We start from the raw sequence: 19,979 nt of genomic DNA, 5'->3' as shown, positions 1-19,979 counted from the left end.
AATCCGACTCCCGATTTCCATTGAAATCAGAGTTCTGACTTCAATGGAAATCGGGGAAGCGGGTCAGCCGTGGGCGGCTTCGGCCTCGGTGGCGACGCGGAGCTGGGCGCCGCGCCGGGACGAGAACCAGTCGTTGACCTTGGCGGCGATGTCGGTCTCGGTGAGGCCGAGGTCGGCCAGGACCTCCTCGCGCGAGGAGTGGTCGAGGAAGTTGTTCGGCACCGCCAGGTCGCGCAGCGGCACGTCCAGCTCCGCGTCGCGCAGCGCCGCGGCCAGCGACGAGCCGAACCCGCCGTGCCGTCCGCAGTCCTCCAGCGAGACCACCAGCCGGTGCTCGGCGGCCATCTCCACGACCTTCGACGGCACGGGCACGACCCAGCGCGGGTCGACCACGGTCACGCCGACGCCCATCGCGGACAGCCGCTCGGCGGCGGCCACGGCGAGCTTGCCGAACGCGCCGACGGCCACCAGCAGCACGTCCTTGCGCTCGGCGGCGCGCAGCACGTCCACACCACCGGTCCGCTCCACCGACGGGACCTCTTCGATCACCGAGCCCTTGGAGAAGCGCAGCACGGTCGGCCCGTCGTCGACGGCGACCGCCTCGCGCAGCTCCTCGCGCAGCGTCACGGCGTCGCGCGGTGCGGCGACCTGGATGCCGGGGACCAGGCCGAGGATCGACAGGTCCCACATGCCGTTGTGGCTGGCCCCGTCGTCGCCGGTGATGCCGGAGCGGTCCAACGTCACCGTGACGGCCTGCTTGTGCAGGGCGACGTCCATCAGCAGCTGGTCGAAGGCGCGGTTGAGGAACGTCGAGTAGACAGCGAACACCGGGTGCAGGCCGCCCATCGCCAGACCTGCCGCGGAGGTCATGCCGTGCTGCTCGGCGATGCCCACGTCGAAGCAGCGGTCCGGGTAGGCCTCGGCGAACTTCTTCAGCCCGGTCGGTCCCAGCATCGCGGCGGTGATGGCCACGACATCGGAGCGCTCGGCACCGATGTTGACCAGCTCGTCGGCGTAGACGTCGGTCCAGCTCTTGGGCGCGGGCTTCTTCGGCAGGCCGGTTTCCGGATCGATGACCTTGACCTGGTGCATCTGCTCGGCCTCGTCGTTCTCCGCCGGGGCGAAGCCGTTGCCCTTGCGGGTGACGGCGTGCACGATCACCGGCCCGCCGAAGGACTTGGCCATCTGCAGCGCGTGCTCCATCGCGCGCATGTCGTGGCCGTCGACCGGGCCCAGGTACTTCAGGCCGAGGTCGGAGAACATGACCTGCGGGCTGATCGCGTCCTTTATGCCGCTCTTGGCGGCGTGCAGGCCGGTGTAGAGCGAACGGCCCACGACCGGCATCTTGCGCAGCGTGCGCTTGCCGGACTCCAGGGCCTTCTCGTAGCTCGGGTTCAGCCGCAGCGCGGCCAGGTGCTCGGCGAGCCCGCCGATGGTGGGCGCGTAGGAGCGGCCGTTGTCGTTGACAACGATGACCACCGGGCGCTCCGGGTCGGCCGCGATGTTGTTCAGCGCCTCCCAGCACATGCCGCCGGTGAGCGCGCCGTCACCGACGACCGCCACCGCGTGCCGCTGGGCCCCGGTGACCTGGAAGGAGCGGGCCAGCCCGTCGGCGTAGGACAGCGCGGTCGAGGCGTGGCTGTTCTCGACGAAGTCGTGCTCGCTCTCGGCGCGCGAGGGGTAGCCGGACAGGCCGTCCCGCTTGCGCAGCTGGTCGAATCCGTCCTGGCGACCGGTGACGATCTTGTGCACGTACGCCTGGTGCCCGGTGTCGAACAGCAGCGCGTCGTTCGGCGAGTCGAAGACCCGGTGCAGTGCGAGGGTCAGCTCCACCGCTCCCAGGTTCGGTCCGAGATGCCCACCGGTCCGCGACACCTTCTGGATGAGGAACTGCCTGACCTCTTCGGCCAGCTCCGCCAGTTCGGCGTGCGTCAGGCGCTTGACGTCGGCCGGACTGCGCACGGACCCCAGCAGCGTCACCGTGTTCCACCTCGCTTGTCGTGCCGGTCGGTCACAATCGCAATCCCGGGGCCTGGCCGGCAACCTGGCTCCGTCTGCATAGTGCGCCCCAGTCTACGGAGGGGCCATGCGGCCACCGGGTGTGGTCGGACACCTGCGGCGATGGCCAACCGCCTGCGACGAGCTGCTTTCACCCCGCGTGTGAGGTTCCCGTCGCGAGTACCACCTGGACAGCGGTGTTGCTACCTTTCGTCTGATCCCAGGGGAGGCGACATGACTGGTCCGGACGGCCGCAAGGCGGAGCTCGAGGCGCGCAACGCCGCGATGCGCGAACAGGTGAGCTCGATGCTCGAGGGGTTGCAGCGGCAGACCGCCCAATTGCAGGAGGCTCAGGCCAGCGCGCTGGCCGCGACCGGCGAGGCGACCTCGCCCGACGGTCTGGTCACGATTCGGGTCAACGCAGCCGGCGTGGTCACCGACACAACCCTGTCGCCGTCGGCGCTTCGCTCGAGCACACCGGAGAAGCTCGCCAGGAGCTTCACCCAGGCGGCCCAGGCGGCTGCCCGCGATGCCCGCACCAAGGCCGACGCGGCCGTGGCGCCGCTGCAGGAAAACGTCCCCGACCTGCCCGATCTGTTCCCGAACGCGCCCTCGTTGGCGCAGCTCATCCCGTCGGCTCCGGAATTGCCGGAACCGAACACCCCTCCTGCTGCGTCGAACCCGTCGGCAGAGGAGGACTGGGACGACTTCGAACCCCGGTCCCGTTTCCGGAAGGACCGTTGGTGATGGGATTCGAGGTCAACCCCGAGGCGCTGCTCGGCGCCTCACCGAAGTTCGACGCCTCGTCGGACAAGTTGCAGTCCGCGCTCGACAAGCTCAACGGCGTCCTGCAGGCGGAGGGCGAGTGCTGGGGCGGCGACGAGGCCGGCCAGGAGTTCGCCAAGAACTACGTGCCCGGTTCCAAGCAGGGCACCGACGGCATGAAGGGCCTCGTCCAGGCGCTGCACCAGGTCCGCGGCGAGCTCGACGCCACCGCCCGGACCTGGGACGACGTCGATCAGGCGAACGCCGACGGCATCAAGAGCCAGGGCTGAGGGGGACGACGTGGGCATCGAGATTCCGGGCGAGGTCAGCTGGCTGTTCCCGATCGTGGTCGGCGCGAGCTGGCCCGAGGGCGACGAGACGGCGCTGCGCAGGGTCGCCGAGGCGTGGACGCAGTGCGGCGTGGACATCGACGGCGTGATCAGCGAGACCGAGGGCGCGGTCAAGTCGGCGCTGGGCACGATGAAGGGCGACACGCACGACGCCTTCGAGAAGTTCATGAAGGACTTCTGCAACGGCGACGCCGGTCACCTGCCGGAGTTGAAGAAGCTCTGCGAGGCGCTCGGCGAGGGAGCCGACAACGCCGCGCTGGAGATCGAGTACACCAAGTACAGCATCATCGCCGCGCTGGTCATCCTGGCCGCGCAGATCGCGGCGATGATCGCCTCGGCGGTGGCGACCTTCGGCGCCAGCACAGCGGGCATCCCGATCGCCCAGGCAGCCACGCAACTCACGGTGCGGACGTTCTTCCAGCAGCTGCTGACCAAGATCGGTCAGCAGATCCTGCTGAACGTCGGGATCAACATGGGCGTCGACGCGGCGATCCAAGGCATCCAGTTCGCCAAGGGCGACCGGCAGAGCTGGGACTGGTCCAACACCGGCAACGCAGCGGTGTCCGGTGTCGCGGCGGGCCTGGCCGGTGGCCTGGTGGACGGCGTCGCGCCCGGCATCGGCCAGCAGGTCGGCAAGGACCTGGCGGGCAACGCCACCAAAAACTTCACCGAGGCCGCCGCTTACGGCGCTGCGCGGGGTTCGATCTCGGGCGTGCTCGGCAACACCATCAACCAGGGCCTGCACGGTCAGGCACCGGGGATCAACGACATCACCTCCGGCGCCATCTCCGGCGGCATCAGCGGGGCGACCGGTGGGATGCAGAGCAGGCACGAGGGGCTCAACGCGACCTGGGAGGGCAACGGGCGCGGCGCCACCAGCGACGGCAGCGGCGAGTGGGTTTCGGGCTCCAACACGCAGGGTTGGCGCTTCGAGACCGACGAGGGCGCCGTGACCGGGGCCAATGTGGACAGTCCCTACACCAGGGACGTCAACTCCTCGACCGTCGGCCAGCACGCCAACATCGACGGCGGCCCGAACAACGTCAACAACAACTCCTACGGCGATGTGGGCGCCCAGGAGCAGAAGTCCCCGGAGAAGCTGAACCTGCCCGACGGTCCGGGCTAGGCCCAGGGACGCCAGCTGGTGAGCGGGGCGACCTCGGGTCGCGGGTCGCCCCACGACGGGCTGTTCGGCGGGAGCGACTGGAGCTCGGCGTGGGCCAGGCGGGTTCGCTGCCGCAGCCAGCTGACCACGAAGAACGCGCCGATGAGCAGCATCGCCGCGGCGGCGAGCCAGGTGCTCGGGGCCGCACCGCTCCCGGCAATCTGCATCGTGAGCAGCATCAGGCCGAGCACGCCGGAGAAGACGCCGACCAGCGGGCGGAACACGCGGTAGGACTGGGACTTCTTGCCGTTGCGGAAGGTCGTGGTCTGGGCCGTGGCCCACTTGCGCAGCGCGTGCCAGGAAGCGAGGTCCTGCGGCCCGGTCCGCTGCGACCACGCGGCGCTCTGCCGCCTGCGCAGGATCGCCCCGACCAGCCGCGGGTCCTCGACGTTGACGACCCACTGCTGCTTGCCCGCCACCACGCGCACAGCGGGTCCTTCGACCAGCCGTACCGCCATCGCGCCCGGCAGCGGCCACGAGTCGCCACCGACGATCTCGCCGGGCTGGGCCGAGGAGACCTCGGCGAGCGGGATCGCCTGGTCCACGTGCCCGCCGCCCGCCATGCGCTTGAGCGACAGCACGGCCCGGTCGCGCTCGATCCGCAGGCGCGCGGACTGGTGGCGGTAGATCTCGAACCCCACTTCGACGTCCCGCTCGGCCAGGTCGAAACCCGGTGCGGTGAACCGCTGGTGCGCCACCCGCGCCAGCAGCGGGCACACGACCACCGCGACGAGCGCGACCAGCCCGAGCGGCGCCAGCGCGAGGTTCACGTAGGCCGCCGACAGCGCGGCGAGCAGCGCCCAGCCACCCCAGCGCCGAGGCGTGCGCGCGTCGGCGAGCCAGGCGGCGGTCGCGACGGCGATGCCGACCACGCCCGCGATCGCGGTGCCGAGCTCCAGTCCGCGCACGCCCCAGAGCACGAAGCCGAGCGGGATCACCACGACCGCCAGGGCGCCGATGCCGAACGCCTGCACGTGGCGGCCCGGGACGGACTCCGGAGCCGTGCTCGGCCGCCCGGCGACCGGTGCGACCTCGGTTCCGGTCTCCGGAGGAGCCGGGAGGACTTCCGGGATGTGCTGCGCGGTCATGCCCAGTCCTCGATGCGTGCCGGTTCCGCGCCGTGCAGCGCGGCTCGGGCGCGGATGAGCTCGGCGAGTTCCGGGTCGGCGGGAAGCAGCTGGGTGTCGGTGCGCGTGCGGATCTCGACGACGTCGCCCGACGGCAAGGAGGCACCCCTGCCGTCGGCGAGCGGCGCCCAGGAACCGTCCTCGGGCCGGCTGGGCCGGACGCCGACCCCGGTGATGTCGCGGAGCTGGATGTCCTTCGTCGACGCGCGGTCAGCAGGCCGTCCAGCGGCCGTGCGCACCGAAAGCCGCAGCGAATCGCCGGTGATCTTGACGGAGTCCTCTCCCCCGCCCTGCGGCGACCGCAGCCCCTTCACCAGCACGAACTCGCTGCCCCCGAGCTCGCGGAGCGGCTCGGCCAGGATCGCCCGCCGAGCCGTGAACGTCGCCAGCGCCGGAACGGCGAACCCGATGATCAGACCACCGACCCGCACCCACCAGGGAACGTCGGTGGCCACGACCATCACCACCATCAGGGCAACGGCCTCGAGTACCCCTACGAAGATCCCGAGGAAGATCCAGAAGTCCGGCTTGAGCCTCCAGTCGATGCCGTCGGCACCCGACTTGAGCATCCGCTTCGCCAACACGAGGGGGACCACCGCGAGCACAACGACGATCCCGTGTGAGAAGAGCACGTCCGGTGTGTCTCGCGTGTTCATGGGCGCAACCCAAGGCAGGGCCGACCAGTTGGTGGCAGCGGAGACCGCGGCGGTCACCACACTCAACACGGCCACCGCGATGCACCAGAAAACAGCGAGCCGCAGCCACGACCGCGCCCGCGACCAGCGTCGTCCGACGGCCTCGGCCGCCCGCGGGTCGACCCGCCCAGGAACCTCACCAAACACCCGGCCACCTCCTCCAGCCGCGGCAACCCTAACCGCACCCGACCCCCGACCAGCCGAAACCCCGCGAACGCGCCGGGCGGACCCCTAGCCCTCCCGTTCCAGCAGGGCGATGCACTCGATGTGGTGGGTCATGGGGAAGGCGTCGTAGGCCTCCAGCTCGACCATGCGGTAGCCGTTCTCGGCGAACAGCGAGACGTCGCGGGCCAGGGCCGCCGGATCGCAGGCGACGTGGACGACCCGGGACGGCTCGCGGGCCGTGATCGCCCGCACCACCTCCCGGCCCGCGCCCTTGCGGGGCGGGTCGAGGACGACCACGTCCGGGGACGGCAGGTCCTCGTCGGCCAGGACGCGCTCCACCGTGCCGGCGCGGAAGTCGACCTGCGGCTGGTCGCGGAGGTTGGCCACCGCGTCCTCCACCGCGCGCCGGGACGACTCCACCAGCAGCACCGAGCCGGTCGGGCCGACCTGCTCGGCGAGGTCGGCCGCGAACAGGCCCACGCCGCCGTAGAGGTCCCACGCCACACCTCCGGGCGGAGTCGCCGCGAAGCGGGCCACGACCTCGGTGAACGTCTCCGGAGCGGCCTTGTGCACCTGCCAGAAGCCCTGCGCGGCCACCTCGAACCGGCGAGCGCCCACGGTCTCGTGCGCCACGCCGCTGCCCGCCACCTGACGTGCCACGGCCTGCTGGCGCCCGCGCCGCTGCGGCTTCCGGTCCAGGGCGGTGACGTGCAGTTCTCCGTCGCCGTCGGCGGCCACCGTCAGCTCTGCGCCCGGCCGCCAGCGGCGGTCGGCGAGCTCCTCGACGGCGCCTTCCACGGTGATCGGGCAGTCGGCCACCGGGATCACCCGGTGGCTGCGGCTCGGCCGGAAACCCGCGTGGCCCTTGCGGTCGACGGCCAGCCGCGCGCGGGTGCGCCAGCGCAGCAACCCGCCGGGCAGCTCGCGGACCCGAACCGGCCAGTCCAGGCCGGCGATGCGCTGCAGCTGCTCGGTGATCACCGCGGCCTTGAGCTCGCGCTGCGTCTCGCCGTCGGCGTGCTGGAAGTCGCAGCCGCCGCAGCGGTCGGAGCCCAGCGCGATGTCGGCCAGCGGGCACGGCGGGCTGACCCGCCCGGGAGCGGCCTGGTGCACCTCGACGGCATCAGCGCGGCAGAAGCCGCCGCCGTTGTCCTCGGTGACCTCGGCGATCACGGTCTCCCCGGGCAGCGCGTGGCGGACGAACACCACGCGGCCCTCGTAGCGGGCCACGCAGTGGCCGCCGTGGGCCACCGGGCCGACCTCGACCTCCAGGCGCCTACCGGTCCAGTCCGGTTTTTCGGTCACCGCTCACCTTTCCATTGCCCCCGAGGCCGCGGCGCGTCGCGCCGGGCATCGAGGTGATCTGCTGCGCTCGCACCTTCTCCGACGACGCCAGCTGCCACGGCACGCTGGTGACCATCACTCCCGGCTGGAACAGCAGCCTGCTCTTGAGCCGCAGCGCGCTCTGGTTGTGCAGCAGCTGCTCCCACCAGTGCCCCACGACGTATTCGGGGATGAACACCGTGACCACGTCGCGCGGGCTGTCCCGCCGGATCCGCTTGACGTACTCCAGCACCGGCCGGGTGATCTCCCGGTACGGCGACTCGAGGACCTTCAGCGGCAGCGGCAGGTTCTGCTGCTCCCACTCGGCGGTCAGCGTCCGGGTGTCCTCCTCGTCGACGTTGACGGTGACACCTTCGAGCTCGTCCGGCCGGGTCGCGCGGGCGTAGGCGATGGCGCGCATCGTCGGCAGGTGCAGCTTGGAGACCAGCACCAGCGCGTGGTTGCGGGACGGCAGGACGGTGTCGCTCTCGCTCTCCTCCAGCTCGTCGGCGACCCGGTCATAGTGCTTGCGGATCGCCGTCATCAGCACGTAGATGGCGGCCATCGCGGCGATCGCGATCCAGGCTCCGTGGGTGAACTTGGTGATCAGCACGATGACCAGCACGCTGGCGGTCATGAACAGGCCGAAGGCGTTGGTCGCCTGCGCCCGGCGCATCCTGCTGCGCGCCGCCGGGTCGGTCTCCGAGCGCAGCAGCCGGTTCCAGTGCCGGATCATGCCGCTCTGGCTGAGCACGAACGAGACGAACACGCCCACGATGTAGAGCTGGATCAGCCGGGTCACCTCGGCTTCGAAGGCGAACACCAGGATGATCGCGCTGAAGGCCAGGAAGAGGATGCCGTTGGAGAAGGCGAGCCGGTCGCCGCGGGTGTGCAGCTGGCGCGGCAGGAACCGGTCCTGCGCCAGGATCGAGCCCAGCACGGGGAAGCCGTTGAAAGCGGTGTTGGCGGCCAGCACCAGGATCAGACCGGTGAAGAACACCAGGTACCAGATCCCCGGTGGGAACCCGGCGAACACGGCCCCGGCCAGCTGCGCGATCAGCGTCTTCTGCTCGTAGCCCTCGGGCGCGCCGATGAGCTGGTGGGCCGGGTCCTCGGCGACGACGGCTCCGGTGACGCGGGCCAGCATGATCAGACCCAGGAACATCAGGATCGCCAGCCCGCCCATCAGCGCCAGCGTGGCCGCGGCGTTGCGGGACTTGGGCTTGCGGAACGCGGGCACGCCGTTGCTGATCGCCTCGACACCGGTCAACGCCGCGCTGCCGGAGGAGAACGCGCGCAGGATCAGGAACGCGAACGCCACACCCGCGTACTGGCTCTCCTCCTGCGCCAGGGAGAACCCGGCGCTCTCGGCGCGCATGTCCGAGCCCAGCACGAGGGTCTGGAAGAAGCCCCAGCAGATCATGCCCAGCACGCCGATCACGAACGCGTAGGTGGGGATCGCGAACAAGGTTCCGGACTCGCGGATGCCGCGCAGGTTCAACGCCGTCAGCAGCACGATCGCGCCGACGGCGAACAGCACCTTGTGCTCGGCGACGAACGGGATGACGGATCCGATGTTCGCCGCCGCCGAGGAGATCGACACCGCGACGGTGAGGATGTAGTCCACCAGCAGCGCGCTGGCCACCACCAGACCCCAGCGCGGGCCGTGGTTGACGGTCGCGACCTCGTAGTCGCCGCCACCGGAGGGGTAGGCGTGCACGTTCTGCCGGTAGGAGGCCACCACCGCGATCATCACCAGCGCGACCAGAACACCGATCCACGGGCTGATGGCGAACGCGGACACGCCCGCCACCGACAGCACCAGAAGGATCTCCTCCGGCGCGTAGGCGACGCTGGACATCGGGTCCGATGCGAACACCGGTAGCGCGATGCGCTTGGGCAGCAGCGTGTGCGAAAGGCGATCGCTGCGGAACGGCCGACCGACGATCAACCGTTTCGCCGCGGTTGCGAGCTTGGACACGGCACAGAGCGTAAGCGGTGGGGGCCGGGGACCGATGAATGCGGGCTTTCGAATTGCTCTCAGGTCACATCCGGGGTGGCGTGGTGCCGCTCAGCGGCGGTCACCCGGTACGGTGCACCAGCCCGTAGCCGGACGGTCTCAGCGGTCCCCTGATCGCACCCGTCCGGGTACGGTCAGCGGCGACCGGACGACGTCGCCCGGCAGAGCACAACCCCGCAGCGAGGAGACAAGGTCGTGCACGTGGTGATCATGGGCTGCGGCCGGGTCGGGGCCTCCCTGGCCGCCGCCCTGCAACGGCTCGATCACACCGTGGCCGTGGTGGACAAGGATCCGCAGGCGTTCCACCGCCTGGGCAGGGACTTCCGCGGTCAGCAGATCACAGGCAACGGCTTCGACCGGGACATCCTGGAAGAAGCGGGAATCGAACAGGCCAGCGCCTTCGCAGCGGTGTCCAATGGGGACAACTCCAACATCGTCTCGGCCAGGGTGGCGCGGGAGACCTTCGGCGTGGCGCACGTCGTGGCCCGCATCTACGACCCCAAGCGAGCCGAGGTCTACCAGCGGCTCGGCATCCCGACCGTGGCCACCGTGCCGTGGACGACCGACCGCTTCCTGCGGATGCTGCTGCCCGAGGGCGTGGCCACCGCGTGGCGGGAACCGTCCGGCACCGTCGCGGTCCTGCAACTTCCGCTGCACGAGAGCTGGATCGGCCGCAAGGTCACCGAAGTGGAGTCGGCGACCGGTGCGCGGGTGGCGTTCATCATGCGGTTCGGCAGCGGCGTGCTGCCCGACCGCAAGACCGTGATCCAGGCCGACGACACCGTCTACGTGGCGGCGCTGTCCGGCACCGTCACCGACGTCACCGCGGCGGCCCGCCGCACACCCGAGGAGAGCGAGTAATGCGAATCGCGATCGCGGGAGCCGGCGCGGTCGGCCAGTCCATCGCGCGGGAACTGCTCGAGGGCGAGCACGAGGTGCTGCTCATCGAGCGCAGCACCGCCAACTACCACCCGAGGCAGATCCCGAGCGCGGAGTGGATGCTCGCCGACGCGTGCGAGCTGGCGTCGCTGGAGGAAGCGGGACTGCAGTCCTGCGACGTGGTCATCGCCGCCACCGGCGACGACAAGGTCAACCTCGTCGTCTCGCTGCTGTCGAAGACCGAGTTCGCGGTGCGCCGCGTGGTCGCCCGGGTCAACGACCCGCGCAACGAGTGGCTGTTCACCGACGCCTGGGGCGTCGACGTGGCCGTCTCGACGCCGCGGATGCTGGCCGCGATGGTCGAGGAAGCCGTCAACGTCGGCGACCTGGTGCGGCTGATGACGCTGCGCCAGGGCCAGGCCAACCTCGTCGAGGTGACGCTGCCGGAGACCACCCCGCTGGCCGGCCGCCGGGTCCGCGACCTCAAGCTGCCCTCCGACGCGGCGCTGGTGAGCATCCTGCGCGGCGGCCGGGTCATCGTGCCGCAGGCCGACGACCCGCTGGAGGCCGGCGACGAGATGCTGTTCGTGGCCACCAGCAACGTCGAGAACGAGATCCGCGCGGTCATCCACGACCACGCGGGATGACGAGAGCGGGGCGGCTCCGAACGGAACCGCCCCGCACCACGTTCTGGGCGCTAAGCGCCTGCGACCGCCGCCGACTCCTCGGCGACCCTCTTGGCGCGGCGGATCGCCCACACCGTCACCACCAGCGCGATCCCGGTCAGCGGGTAGCCCATCGCGATCCGGGCGAAGGCCAGCCAGCCGGTCTGGTCGTTGTCGTAGAGCCACTGCTGCACCACGTACTTCGCGGCGAACACCGCGGTCCAGGACAGCGTGGCGATGTCGTAGGCGCGCATCGCGCGGCGCTGCTTGCGCCAGCCCATGCCGAGCCCGTTGAGCGCCGACCAGGCCACGCCCACCAGCGGCCAGCGGGCCGCCACCGACACCAGGAACACCCCGCCGTAGATCAGGCTGGTCCAGATCCCGAGCAGGAAGAAGCCCTTGGTCTCGCCGGAGCGGTAGGCGATGAACGAGCAGACCGCCACGCCCAGCACACCGGAGATCGCCGGTTGCAGCGGTTCCTTGCGCACCAAGCGGAAGATCGCGATGGCAACGGCGACCCCGATCGAGGCCCAGATCGCCGGCATCATCGAGGTGAACGAGCTGACCACCACGAACACGACGATCGGGACAGCGGAGTAGGCGAGCCCGCTGACACCGCCCATCTGCTCCAGCAGGGTCTGCTCGGAAACACCGGCCTTGCCCGCGGGCTGCCGGTCATCGTCGGCCTTCCGGGCGTTGAGCCCCGCTGCCGATGCGTCGTGTTCGCTCATGCGGTGTTCTGCAACTCGTAGTAGGGGTTGTACAGCACCTTGCGACCGTCCCGGACTGCGATCCGGCCACGGGCCTTGACGATACGGCCCGGCTCGATCCCCGCGATGCGCCTGCGGCCGAGCCACACCAGAGTCACCCCTTCGGTGCCGTCGTAGAGCTCGGCCTCCAGGGTGGGAGCGGAGGTCTTGGGGCAGAGCTCGACGCTGCGCACCCGGCCCAGCACCACGGCTTCCTGCCCGCACTGGCACTCGCTTGCCCGCTGCGCGCCACCCGCTTGCGACCGATCGGACAGGTCGTCGGCGTCCAGTTCGGCGACATCGCTGGTGAGGCTCCGCACGAGGCGTTTCCAGTAGCCGCCTTCGGTCTTGCTCATCTAGCGCTCCTGTGCGCTTCGGGGCTCGACTCCGCAGCCCGTGCACCTCCAAGCGTAACCGCCCAGGCAGGCGTAAACCCACGCCCGGCAGGATTAAGAAACCCACCCCACACCGTCTCGTCAACCTCACCCGTCCGGAGTAGGGGTGACAGTTTCAAATCGCACTCTCACCCCGTTCGGGGACGGCGTCAGACCTGGCCGTTGGGGGTTTCCTGCTGGGCCTGCTGGATGTGGCGCTGGATCGCCTCGGGCAGCTCGATGGGCAGCGGCGTGCGGACCGGCATCGGCTCGGATCCGCGCACCACGACGGTGTCGTCGAGGACGCCGTAGAGCAGCCGCGCGCACTCCTTGGCGGACTCGCCCGGTCCTGCGGCCACGCCGCGCAGCAGCCAGCGCGGGCCGTCGACGCCGACGAACCGCAGCGCGGCCTTCGGCGAGTCGGCCACCAGCTCCACGCCCCAGTCGCCCTGCTCGGCGTGCACCCGGGCGCCGTCCTTGCGCAGCTGTTCTGCCAGCTCGTTGCGGACCTCCTCCCACAGCCCGCCGCTGCGCGGCGCCGCGAAGGCGCTCACGGTCAGCCGGCCGACCGGGGTCACCAGGTGGACCGCGCGGACCGGCCCCGCCGGGTCGACCTCGACCTGCAGCTGGCCGCCCTCGGGCACCGGAACTCGCACCGAACCGAGGTCGAGCCGTTCCACACCGGAATCGGGCGCCTCGCTCTCGTCGTAGGGCCCCCGGGCGGGAGCCTGCGGCTCAGGCGCCTCCTGATCCTCGGTGACGGCCGCGTCGCGCTTGGACTTCCCCCGGCCCTTTCTGAACATCCCCTCAGACCTCCGTCCTGTGAGCGGCCTCGGTGGTTCCCGACGCCGTCAGCACCTCATGCCCACCGGTGGAGCCGTGGCCACCGACACCGCGCAACGACTCGGGCAGCTCGTCGACCTCGGCGAACACGGCGTGCTCGATTTTCTGCACGACGAGCTGGGCGATCCGGTCGCCCCGTCGCAGCGACACCGGCTGCACACGATCATGATTGATCAGGCAGACCTTGATCTCACCGCGGTACCCGGAATCGATCGTGCCGGGCGTGTTGACCACGCTGAGGCCGGTCTTGGCGGCCAGGCCGGAGCGGGGGTGGACGAAGCCCGCGTACCCCTCCGGCAACGCCACGGCGACTCCGGTGCCCACGAGGGCGCGTTCACCCGGTTCGAGAACCACATCACTGGTGGTTACCAGATCGGCGCCGGCATCCCCTGGTTTGGCGTATTCGGGAAGCGGTACGTCGGGGTCGACTCTGGTAAGCAGGACCTTCACGTTCGACACGGGCGGCGAGACTACCCTGAATGCGTGTCGGAAAGCGTAGAAGCAGCCAGCACGAGCGGGGACACCCCCGGTCAGGCGAATTCGAAGGGGCGGCCCGTGTTCCGCGAGCGGCTGTACGCGTCGTGGTGGACCTGGCCGTTGCCGCTGCTCGCGGCGGTACTGATGGCCGCGCAGGTGCACATGGGCTACCCGGGCGTGCGCGCCTGGCTGCCGTACGTCGTGCTGGTCCCGCTGGCGATCACCGTCCCGCTGTGGCTGGGCAGGCTCAAGGTCGAGGTCGTCGACGACGAGCTGTGGGTCGGTGACGCCCACCTGCCGCTGCGGTTCGTCGACGAGGTCGACATCGTCTCCCCCGCCGAGCAGCGCCGCGCCCTGGGCCCGGACCTGGACCCGGCGGCGTTCCTGGTGCACCGCTCCTGGGTCCGCACCTCGGTCCGCATCTGGCTCGACGACCCGGACGACCCCACTCCGTACTGGGTGGTCAGCACCCGCAAGCCCGAAGAGCTCAAAGCCGTCCTGCTGAAGAAGGCCTGACCACAAAGAGCTCGTCAGGCGAGCGGCGGAGCTACCCGCACCGGTGAGCAGGGTGATCACTCCACACCGTTCACCCGGGAAAAACACTGGGCACACGCCCCGCGTGTGCCCAGCTACTTCCCGCTTGTACGTCGTCGACGTGCGCCTCAGGCTGCGCAATCACGGCAGATGAACTGGCCGTTCTTGGTCTCGGCCAGCCGGCTGCGGTGATGAACGAGGAAGCAGCTCGAGCAGGTGAACTCGTCAGCCTGCTTCGGGAGCACCTTGACGGTCATCTCCTCACCGGACAGGTCCGCGCCCGGCAGTTCGAAGTTCTCCGCGATCGCCCCTTCGTCTTCGTCGACGACGCCGGATTGCGCATCGTTGCGTCGCGCCTTCAGCTCCTCCAACGAGTCCTCCGCCAAGTCCTCGGACTCGCGGCGAGGAGCGTCGTAGTCGGTCGCCATCGTGATTCACCCCTGCGTTAGTGGAGACTGCAATGGTGTGCCGCTGGTAAACGTTCCAGGACCCGAATTTGTGCCCGATGGGACAGTGATCGCGGTCTCGCCCTGCAACGCGTCTAGTTCCCCCGTAAAGAGCGACTCGCCTCAACTCGGCACTCCGTGAGGCGCCGAGAGGGTAGCTCATAACTTCTGCGAACACGCACCAGGTCACCCATAGGTGTGGCATTGCGCGCATTCGGCGGGCAACCTAGATCAAGATCCGACTGGTCGACCGGGCCCGCCGGCCGGCTCTTCCCGGTTGCCCGGACGATCGTCGCGTGATGCGATGCGCTCGCGGTTTCCCGGGCGGGATCGGCTTCGCGATGATCACGGGGAGATCAAGACACGGCAGCGGCGACCAACACCGCGCACCACCGGTTCAACCCCTAGGCTGATCCAGTGCGGACGGGAGCACGCGGATCCGAGGCATCCAGGGAGGGCGGACGTGGCAGCCGTAGGTGCAAGGTGGGGGCGGCGAGTCGGATATCGCCGACGCCGACCGCTGCCCGCGCTGGTCGTACTCGTGGCACTGGTGGTGCTGTCCGGATTGCTGTGGACTCGCGTCTTCGGCTCCGTGGAGGACATCGACGCGGCCACCACCTGCAACCCGCCCGGAGCACCGACCGCTCCGCCCGAGGTCAGCGGCCAGCCCGCGCAGGTGCCGCTGGGCACGATGCTGGAGCGCGACGCGCTGAACTCCACGACCCCGGTGCCGCCGCAGGACGTCCACGTGCGCGTGCTCAACGGCAACGGCGAGAGCAGGCAGGCGACGATGGTCGGCGACGAGCTGGCCAGCCTGGGCTTCAGCAAGGGCGGCGCGGACAACGACTCGGTCTACGTCAACTACGACCTGCAGTGCCACGGCCAGATCCGCTTCGGCGCGGCCGGGATGAGCGCGGCCCGCACGTTGAGCCTGATCGCGCCGTGCGCGCAGCTGGTGCGCGACGAGCGCGAGGACGCGGCTGTGGACTTCGCGCTGGGCGCGGACTTCGACGACATCAAGACCACGCAGGAGGCCAAGCAGGTCCTGCAGCAGCTGCAGAACTGGGTGCCGCAGCGCGACCACCAGGAGGGCGCGCAGCAAGAGGTGACGCCGCCGCAGATCAGCGAGGACCTGCTCACCAAGGCCCGCGACGTGCACTGCTGATAACGATTCACCACAGAGCCCGCAACGGCTCCCCATCGATGTCGTGGCGGAAACCCGGCCGGAATTGGCGGGTTCCCGCCACGTTGGTTCAGACCTCGCCCGCGCCGGCGGCGCGCAGCGCCCCGGTGAGCCCCTCGGCGACGCCCGGGGTGGCGCAGACCAGGATCTCGTCGCCGAGCCCGTCGTCGGCGCCCTTCTCCGGGAGTCGGAGCGTCGCACCGGCTTCCTCGGCGATCAGCGCGCCGGCCGCCCAGTCCCAGCGGTTGAGCCCGACCTCGTAGTAGGCGTCGAGCCAGCCCGCGGCGACCGCGCACAGGTCCAGCGAGGCGGCTCCGGCGCGCCGGATGTCGCGCGCCTGGCCGAGCAGCTCCCCCACCACCCGCGCCTGGGCGGTGCGCCGCCGCACGTCGTAGGCGAAACCGGTTCCCACCAGCGCCAGGGCGAGCCGGTCCGCACCGGAGACGCGCAGCGGTTGCCCGTCGAGGAACGCGCCGTGGCCGGCGGCGGCGCTCCACACCCGGCCGGAGACGGGTTCGACGACGGCTCCGGCCACCGAGCGCCCGTCGAGCTGCGCCGCCAGCGAGACGGCGTAGAACGGGAAGCCGTAGAGATAATTCACAGTGCCGTCGATCGGGTCGACGACCCAGCGCAGTCCGTCCAGCGCACCGTCGCCGCCTTCCTCCTCGCCCAGCACGGACTCGCCGGGGCGGAGTTCGGCGAGCCGCTCGCGCACCAAGCGCTCCACGGCTCGATCGCCGATGGTGACGACATCGGTCTCGGTGCTCTTCGTGTCGACACCGTCGGTCACCGCCTCGTCACGCACGGTTCGGGCGAGTTCGGCGGCTTCCCGCGCGATCCGCACCGCGACCTCGGACAAGGCGATTGCGTCCACTTCTTTTGCCAATCCCACGCAGACATCGCAACACAGTCCCGTTAAGGTCTGCACACCTTGGTCTGAATCGAATAGGAAGGATCAGCCATGGCGACAGCCCGCGGGTTCGGCGTGGATATCGGCGGATCCGGCATCAAGGGATCGCCGGTCGACATCGATGCCGGAGTGCTGGCCGAGGAGCGCATGCGCATCCCGACGCCGCAACCCTCGACCCCGGACGCGGTGGCCGATTCCGTGGCCGAGATCGTCGAGAAGTTCGCCTGGACCGGCCCGGTCGGCGTCACGCTGCCCTGCGTCATCAAGGAGGGCGTCGCGCTGACGGCGGCCAACATCGACAAGGGCTGGATCGGTACCGATGCCCAGGACTTGTTCGCCGAGCGGCTCGGGCGCGAACGGGACGAGATCGTCGTGCTCAACGACGCCGACGCGGCCGGTGTCGCGGAGATGAAGGTGGGCGCGGGTGTCGGGCACCAGGGCCAGGTCGTGGTGCTGACCTTCGGCACCGGGATCGGCAGCGCGATGTTCATCGACGGCAAGCTCGTCCCCAGCACCGAGTTCGGCCACATCGAGGTCGACGGCCACGACGCCGAGTCGCAGGCCGCCGCATCGGTCAAGGACGACCTGGAGCTCTCCTACGAGGAGTGGGCGCCGCGGGTCACCCGCTACATCCAGTCCTTGGAGAGGTTCATCTGGCCGGACCTGATCATCGCCGGAGGCGGTGTCAGCCGGAAGGGCCACAAGTGGATCCCGCTGCTGGAGACCCGCACTCCCGTGGTGGCCGCTGCGCTGCGCAACGACGCAGGCATCGTGGGCGCCGCGATGGCGGCCGCGAGCAGCGCGGACAGCTGATCTGACCGTTGCCGGGCACAGCTGCGACCGCGAGTTGGGCCCGGCTTCGACGGAGCGTCCCGGGGGACCCCCGTCGGAGTGTTCGGCACGGCCCGCAACAGGCCTGCGGAGCCGTGCCTAGCACACATCGGGACTCGCGGACTCCGCCTTGCAGCGGAACCGCACCCCCGCATCGCGGTTACAATGGAACGCGACCCACTTGGTTCGAAGTCCTTTTGGCTGGTGAACGCTGGTGAACCCGCCCGCTGGTGCAACACCTACACCGACGGCGGGAGCCGGTGCGGCGACAAGCCGATCACCCCGGCAGTTCACGGGTGATCATTCGCCAGCCAGGACGCCGAATCGGGTGGGCTGTTCCCCGACCTTTGGCGGCCGAGGTTTCGCGCCCTCCGGCCAGCCCTGATCGACCGTCGCGAAAGGGCGTACGTGGCAGCCGCAGAAACCGCAACCCGACGCTCCAGCACCGCCGCGAACACCGGCGGCGCCCAAGCCGAGTCGGGCCAGTCCCAGGCCACCCCAGCTTCGGAGGCGGCTGCTTCGTCTGACGTCGAGCAGACGAAGCCTGCCGCGCGCAAGAGCACCGCCAAGAGCTCCACGGGTGCGAAGTCGACGACCCGCAAGCCCGCGGCCAAGAAGGGCGCCGCCAAGACCCCGGCCAAGAAGACGACCAAGTCGACTTCCGCCAAGGGCAGTGGCGAGGGCATGGAGATCGATGAACCCATCGAGACCGACTTGACCTCCCCCGAGGTCGGCGACCTCGCCGACGTCGAGGTGGAGATCCCGGAGGAGCCGGTTCCGGACGAGGACTCCAAGGAGTCCGGCGACTTCGTCTGGGACGAGGAGGAGTCCGAGGCGCTCCGGCAGGCGCGCAAGGACGCCGAGCTGACCGCGTCCGCGGACTCGGTGCGCGCCTACCTCAAGCAGATCGGCAAGGTCGCGCTGCTCAACGCCGAAGAAGAGGTCGAGCTGGCCAAGCGCATCGAGGCCGGCCTCTACGGTGCCGAGCGGTTGCGCCAGATCGAGGAGTCCGGCGAGCAGCTGACCACGCAGATGCGGCGCGACCTGCGCTGGATCGTGCGTGACGGCGAGCGCGCCAAGAACCACCTGCTGGAGGCCAACCTCCGCCTGGTGGTCAGCCTCGCCAAGCGCTACACCGGCCGCGGCATGGCGTTCCTGGACCTGATCCAGGAGGGCAACCTCGGTCTGATCCGCGCGGTCGAGAAATTCGACTACACCAAGGGCTACAAGTTCTCCACGTACGCGACCTGGTGGATCCGTCAGGCCATCACGCGTGCGATGGCCGACCAGGCGCGCACCATCCGCATCCCGGTGCACATGGTCGAGGTCATCAACAAGCTCGGCCGCATCCAGCGCGAGCTGCTGCAGGACCTCGGTCGCGAGCCCACGCCGGAAGAGCTCGCCAAGGAAATGGACATCACCCCGGAGAAGGTGCTGGAGATCCAGCAGTACGCCCGGGAGCCCATTTCGCTCGACCAGACCATCGGCGACGAGGGCGACAGCCAGCTCGGTGACTTCATCGAGGACTCCGAGGCGGTCGTGGCGGTCGACGCCGTGTCGTTCACGCTGCTGCAGGACCAGCTGCAGTCGGTGCTGGCGACGCTGTCCGAGCGCGAGGCGGGCGTGGTCCGGCTGCGCTTCGGCCTCACCGACGGCCAGCCGCGCACGCTGGACGAGATCGGCCAGGTCTACGGGGTGACCCGGGAGCGGATCCGGCAGATCGAGTCCAAGACGATGTCGAAGCTGCGCCACCCGTCGCGGTCCCAGGTCCTCCGGGACTACCTGGACTGACCGGATTGTCCGAAAAAGGGCCGTCGATCCTCTCGGATCGGCGGCCCTTTTCGCGTGTCCACTTCGGCCTCGAAATGCCTTTCCGAGCGCCCGGGAGACCGGATTTCCGTCCGAGTGCTGAGATTTGCTGTTCGCTTCCAGAGGAACACGGGCGCTCACGGATCGTCATATTTGTGATCCAGCACACCGAAATAGTCCTTGACCCGCCCGGACATTTGCGCAGCTAGATTCGACGATTTTCACGTCATCCCTGGTCAGCGAGGTGCGGTCGCTGTTGATCACGCTCCGCGAGGAGCGCTGCTGCAACCGGGTACTTCATGGTGACGACCGTCGCTAGCCCGCGCGGGAACACTGACTCCGGCTAGAACGTCTGGAAGAGTAGGGCCAACGAGCACCGACCCTGCAGCCAGTAGGACACCGGTGGTCGTAGCAGGATCGAGGGCGTCGGGTGGAAACCGACGCCGGGACGGAGGGAGATATCGATGCCGGGAACGCTCACCCGCCCCGAGCTGACCGCCGCCGACCGCTGCGACCGCTGCGGGGCCGCTGCCAAGCTTCGCGCCGTACTGCCGTCCGGTGGCGAGCTTCTGTTCTGCGGGCACCACGCCCGCGCCTACGAGGCCGGACTGCGCGACGTGCAGGCCGACCTCCAGCAGGACGAGCAGTGACAACCTGATCAGCCAGGTCAC

Annotated in this window: 21 protein-coding genes; 10 read left to right on the top strand and 11 right to left on the bottom strand. The window is 69.8% G+C overall.

The features are described from left to right. Positions 1-63 precede the first annotated feature (63 nt). Positions 64-1,980 (bottom strand): 1-deoxy-D-xylulose-5-phosphate synthase, encoded by a 1,917-nt coding sequence (dxs, locus tag R4I43_RS14040; protein ID WP_324266051.1) that lies wholly within the window; start codon positions 1,978-1,980, stop codon positions 64-66. A gap of 252 nt (positions 1,981-2,232) precedes the next feature. Here dxs and R4I43_RS14035 point away from each other — a divergent pair, with 252 nt between their 5' ends. The 3 genes from R4I43_RS14035 to R4I43_RS14025 are packed head-to-tail and all read left to right on the top strand — an operon-like array spanning position 2,233 to position 4,239. After that, the gene (locus R4I43_RS14035; protein ID WP_324266050.1) at positions 2,233-2,745 is read left to right on the top strand and encodes a YbaB/EbfC family nucleoid-associated protein; all 513 of its coding nucleotides are present in this window, start codon (positions 2,233-2,235) and stop codon (positions 2,743-2,745) included. After that, entirely contained in the window at positions 2,745-3,053 is a 309-nt protein-coding gene (locus tag R4I43_RS14030; protein WP_324266049.1) for a WXG100 family type VII secretion target, read from the top strand. The genes R4I43_RS14035 and R4I43_RS14030 overlap by 1 nt, the downstream gene beginning before the upstream one ends. Positions 3,054-3,063: 10 nt before the next feature. Continuing rightward, positions 3,064-4,239 carry a WXG100-like domain-containing protein gene (locus R4I43_RS14025; RefSeq protein ID WP_324266048.1) on the top strand — a complete coding sequence of 392 codons (1,176 nt, stop codon included), beginning with the start codon at positions 3,064-3,066 and terminating at the stop codon, positions 4,237-4,239. Here the strand turns inward: R4I43_RS14025 and R4I43_RS14020 are convergent. From R4I43_RS14020 to R4I43_RS14005, 4 genes are all read right to left on the bottom strand, one after another. Continuing rightward, entirely contained in the window at positions 4,236-5,366 is a 1,131-nt protein-coding gene (locus tag R4I43_RS14020) for a hypothetical protein (RefSeq protein WP_324266047.1), read from the bottom strand. The two genes, R4I43_RS14025 and R4I43_RS14020, sit on opposite strands and share 4 nt — an antisense overlap. Then, on the bottom strand, positions 5,363-6,061 hold the full coding sequence (locus R4I43_RS14015) for a hypothetical protein (RefSeq protein WP_324266046.1): 699 nt from the start codon (positions 6,059-6,061) through the stop codon (positions 5,363-5,365). Before R4I43_RS14015 ends, R4I43_RS14020 begins: the two co-directional genes overlap by 4 nt. 270 nt (positions 6,062-6,331) lie before the next feature. Then, complete coding sequence (locus R4I43_RS14010; protein ID WP_324266045.1) at positions 6,332-7,570, bottom strand: class I SAM-dependent RNA methyltransferase; 1,239 nt, start codon at positions 7,568-7,570, stop codon at positions 6,332-6,334. Beyond that, a complete protein-coding gene (locus R4I43_RS14005) occupies positions 7,542-9,569 on the bottom strand; it encodes an APC family permease (RefSeq protein WP_324266044.1) in 2,028 nt (675 codons plus the stop codon). Before R4I43_RS14005 ends, R4I43_RS14010 begins: the two co-directional genes overlap by 29 nt. Before the next feature lie 234 nt (positions 9,570-9,803). Between R4I43_RS14005 and R4I43_RS14000 the strand changes: the two genes are divergently transcribed. Next, positions 9,804-10,469 (top strand): potassium channel family protein, encoded by a 666-nt coding sequence (locus R4I43_RS14000; RefSeq protein WP_324266043.1) that lies wholly within the window; start codon positions 9,804-9,806, stop codon positions 10,467-10,469. Next, positions 10,469-11,134 carry a potassium channel family protein gene (locus tag R4I43_RS13995; protein WP_324266042.1) on the top strand — a complete coding sequence of 222 codons (666 nt, stop codon included), beginning with the start codon at positions 10,469-10,471 and terminating at the stop codon, positions 11,132-11,134. The genes R4I43_RS14000 and R4I43_RS13995 overlap by 1 nt, the downstream gene beginning before the upstream one ends. Before the next feature lie 50 nt (positions 11,135-11,184). On the opposite strand, the gene R4I43_RS13990 is transcribed toward R4I43_RS13995, so the two are convergent. The 4 genes from R4I43_RS13990 to dut all read right to left on the bottom strand — a co-directional run bounded on the left by R4I43_RS13990 (position 11,185) and on the right by dut (position 13,577). Beyond that, positions 11,185-11,883 carry a DUF3159 domain-containing protein gene (locus R4I43_RS13990; protein WP_324266041.1) on the bottom strand — a complete coding sequence of 233 codons (699 nt, stop codon included), beginning with the start codon at positions 11,881-11,883 and terminating at the stop codon, positions 11,185-11,187. Then, on the bottom strand, positions 11,880-12,257 hold the full coding sequence (locus R4I43_RS13985) for an OB-fold nucleic acid binding domain-containing protein (RefSeq protein WP_324266040.1): 378 nt from the start codon (positions 12,255-12,257) through the stop codon (positions 11,880-11,882). Before R4I43_RS13985 ends, R4I43_RS13990 begins: the two co-directional genes overlap by 4 nt. A gap of 188 nt (positions 12,258-12,445) precedes the next feature. After that, complete coding sequence (locus R4I43_RS13980; protein ID WP_324266039.1) at positions 12,446-13,078, bottom strand: DUF3710 domain-containing protein; 633 nt, start codon at positions 13,076-13,078, stop codon at positions 12,446-12,448. Between the two features lie 4 nt (positions 13,079-13,082). Then, positions 13,083-13,577 carry a dUTP diphosphatase gene (gene dut / locus R4I43_RS13975; RefSeq protein ID WP_324266038.1) on the bottom strand — a complete coding sequence of 165 codons (495 nt, stop codon included), beginning with the start codon at positions 13,575-13,577 and terminating at the stop codon, positions 13,083-13,085. 24 nt (positions 13,578-13,601) lie between these two features. Here dut and R4I43_RS13970 point away from each other — a divergent pair, with 24 nt between their 5' ends. Next, the gene (locus R4I43_RS13970; protein WP_324266037.1) at positions 13,602-14,111 is read left to right on the top strand and encodes a DUF3093 domain-containing protein; all 510 of its coding nucleotides are present in this window, start codon (positions 13,602-13,604) and stop codon (positions 14,109-14,111) included. Between the two features lie 146 nt (positions 14,112-14,257). Here R4I43_RS13970 and R4I43_RS13965 read toward each other — a convergent pair whose 3' ends face one another. Continuing rightward, positions 14,258-14,557, bottom strand: a complete 300-nt coding sequence (locus R4I43_RS13965) for a DUF4193 domain-containing protein (protein WP_093416518.1) — start codon at positions 14,555-14,557, stop codon at positions 14,258-14,260. 481 nt (positions 14,558-15,038) lie between these two features. Between R4I43_RS13965 and cei the strand changes: the two genes are divergently transcribed. After that, a complete protein-coding gene (cei, locus tag R4I43_RS13960) occupies positions 15,039-15,740 on the top strand; it encodes an envelope integrity protein Cei (RefSeq protein ID WP_324266036.1) in 702 nt (233 codons plus the stop codon). A gap of 88 nt (positions 15,741-15,828) precedes the next feature. Here the strand turns inward: cei and R4I43_RS13955 are convergent, their stop codons facing one another. Continuing rightward, entirely contained in the window at positions 15,829-16,632 is an 804-nt protein-coding gene (locus tag R4I43_RS13955) for an inositol monophosphatase family protein (protein ID WP_324266035.1), read from the bottom strand. An 87-nt stretch (positions 16,633-16,719) separates the two neighbouring features. Between R4I43_RS13955 and ppgK the strand changes: the two genes are divergently transcribed. The 3 genes from ppgK to R4I43_RS13940 all read left to right on the top strand — a co-directional run bounded on the left by ppgK (position 16,720) and on the right by R4I43_RS13940 (position 19,958). Continuing rightward, positions 16,720-17,481: a polyphosphate--glucose phosphotransferase gene (ppgK, locus tag R4I43_RS13950; protein WP_324266034.1), complete on the top strand. Its 762-nt coding sequence runs from the start codon at positions 16,720-16,722 to the stop codon at positions 17,479-17,481. A 426-nt stretch (positions 17,482-17,907) separates the two neighbouring features. Further along, on the top strand, positions 17,908-19,290 hold the full coding sequence (locus R4I43_RS13945; protein ID WP_407691245.1) for an RNA polymerase sigma factor: 1,383 nt from the start codon (positions 17,908-17,910) through the stop codon (positions 19,288-19,290). 482 nt (positions 19,291-19,772) lie between these two features. Further along, complete coding sequence (locus R4I43_RS13940; RefSeq protein WP_093157581.1) at positions 19,773-19,958, top strand: DUF7455 domain-containing protein; 186 nt, start codon at positions 19,773-19,775, stop codon at positions 19,956-19,958. Positions 19,959-19,979 lie beyond the last annotated feature (21 nt).

The organism is Saccharopolyspora mangrovi (genome assembly GCF_035320975.1).
Classification (GTDB): Bacteria; Actinomycetota; Actinomycetes; order Mycobacteriales; family Pseudonocardiaceae; genus Saccharopolyspora; species Saccharopolyspora mangrovi.
The sequence above is the reverse complement of the archived record's forward strand: the minus strand, read 5'-3'. Positions and strand labels throughout refer to the sequence as shown.

Coding starts and splice junctions, on each gene's coding strand:
- R4I43_RS14035 (WP_324266050.1), top strand. CDS start 2,233: ATGACTGGTCCGGACGGCCGCAAGGCGGAGCTCGAGGCGCGCAACGCC.
- R4I43_RS14030 (WP_324266049.1), top strand. CDS start 2,745: ATGGGATTCGAGGTCAACCCCGAGGCGCTGCTCGGCGCCTCACCGAAG.
- R4I43_RS14020 (WP_324266047.1), bottom strand. CDS start 5,366: ATGACCGCGCAGCACATCCCGGAAGTCCTCCCGGCTCCTCCGGAGACC.
- R4I43_RS14015 (WP_324266046.1), bottom strand. CDS start 6,061: ATGAACACGCGAGACACACCGGACGTGCTCTTCTCACACGGGATCGTC.
- R4I43_RS13995 (WP_324266042.1), top strand. CDS start 10,469: ATGCGAATCGCGATCGCGGGAGCCGGCGCGGTCGGCCAGTCCATCGCG.
- R4I43_RS13990 (WP_324266041.1), bottom strand. CDS start 11,883: ATGAGCGAACACGACGCATCGGCAGCGGGGCTCAACGCCCGGAAGGCC.
- R4I43_RS13985 (WP_324266040.1), bottom strand. CDS start 12,257: ATGAGCAAGACCGAAGGCGGCTACTGGAAACGCCTCGTGCGGAGCCTC.
- R4I43_RS13980 (WP_324266039.1), bottom strand. CDS start 13,078: ATGTTCAGAAAGGGCCGGGGGAAGTCCAAGCGCGACGCGGCCGTCACC.
- R4I43_RS13965 (WP_093416518.1), bottom strand. CDS start 14,557: ATGGCGACCGACTACGACGCTCCTCGCCGCGAGTCCGAGGACTTGGCG.
- ppgK (WP_324266034.1), top strand. CDS start 16,720: ATGGCGACAGCCCGCGGGTTCGGCGTGGATATCGGCGGATCCGGCATC.
- R4I43_RS13940 (WP_093157581.1), top strand. CDS start 19,773: ATGCCGGGAACGCTCACCCGCCCCGAGCTGACCGCCGCCGACCGCTGC.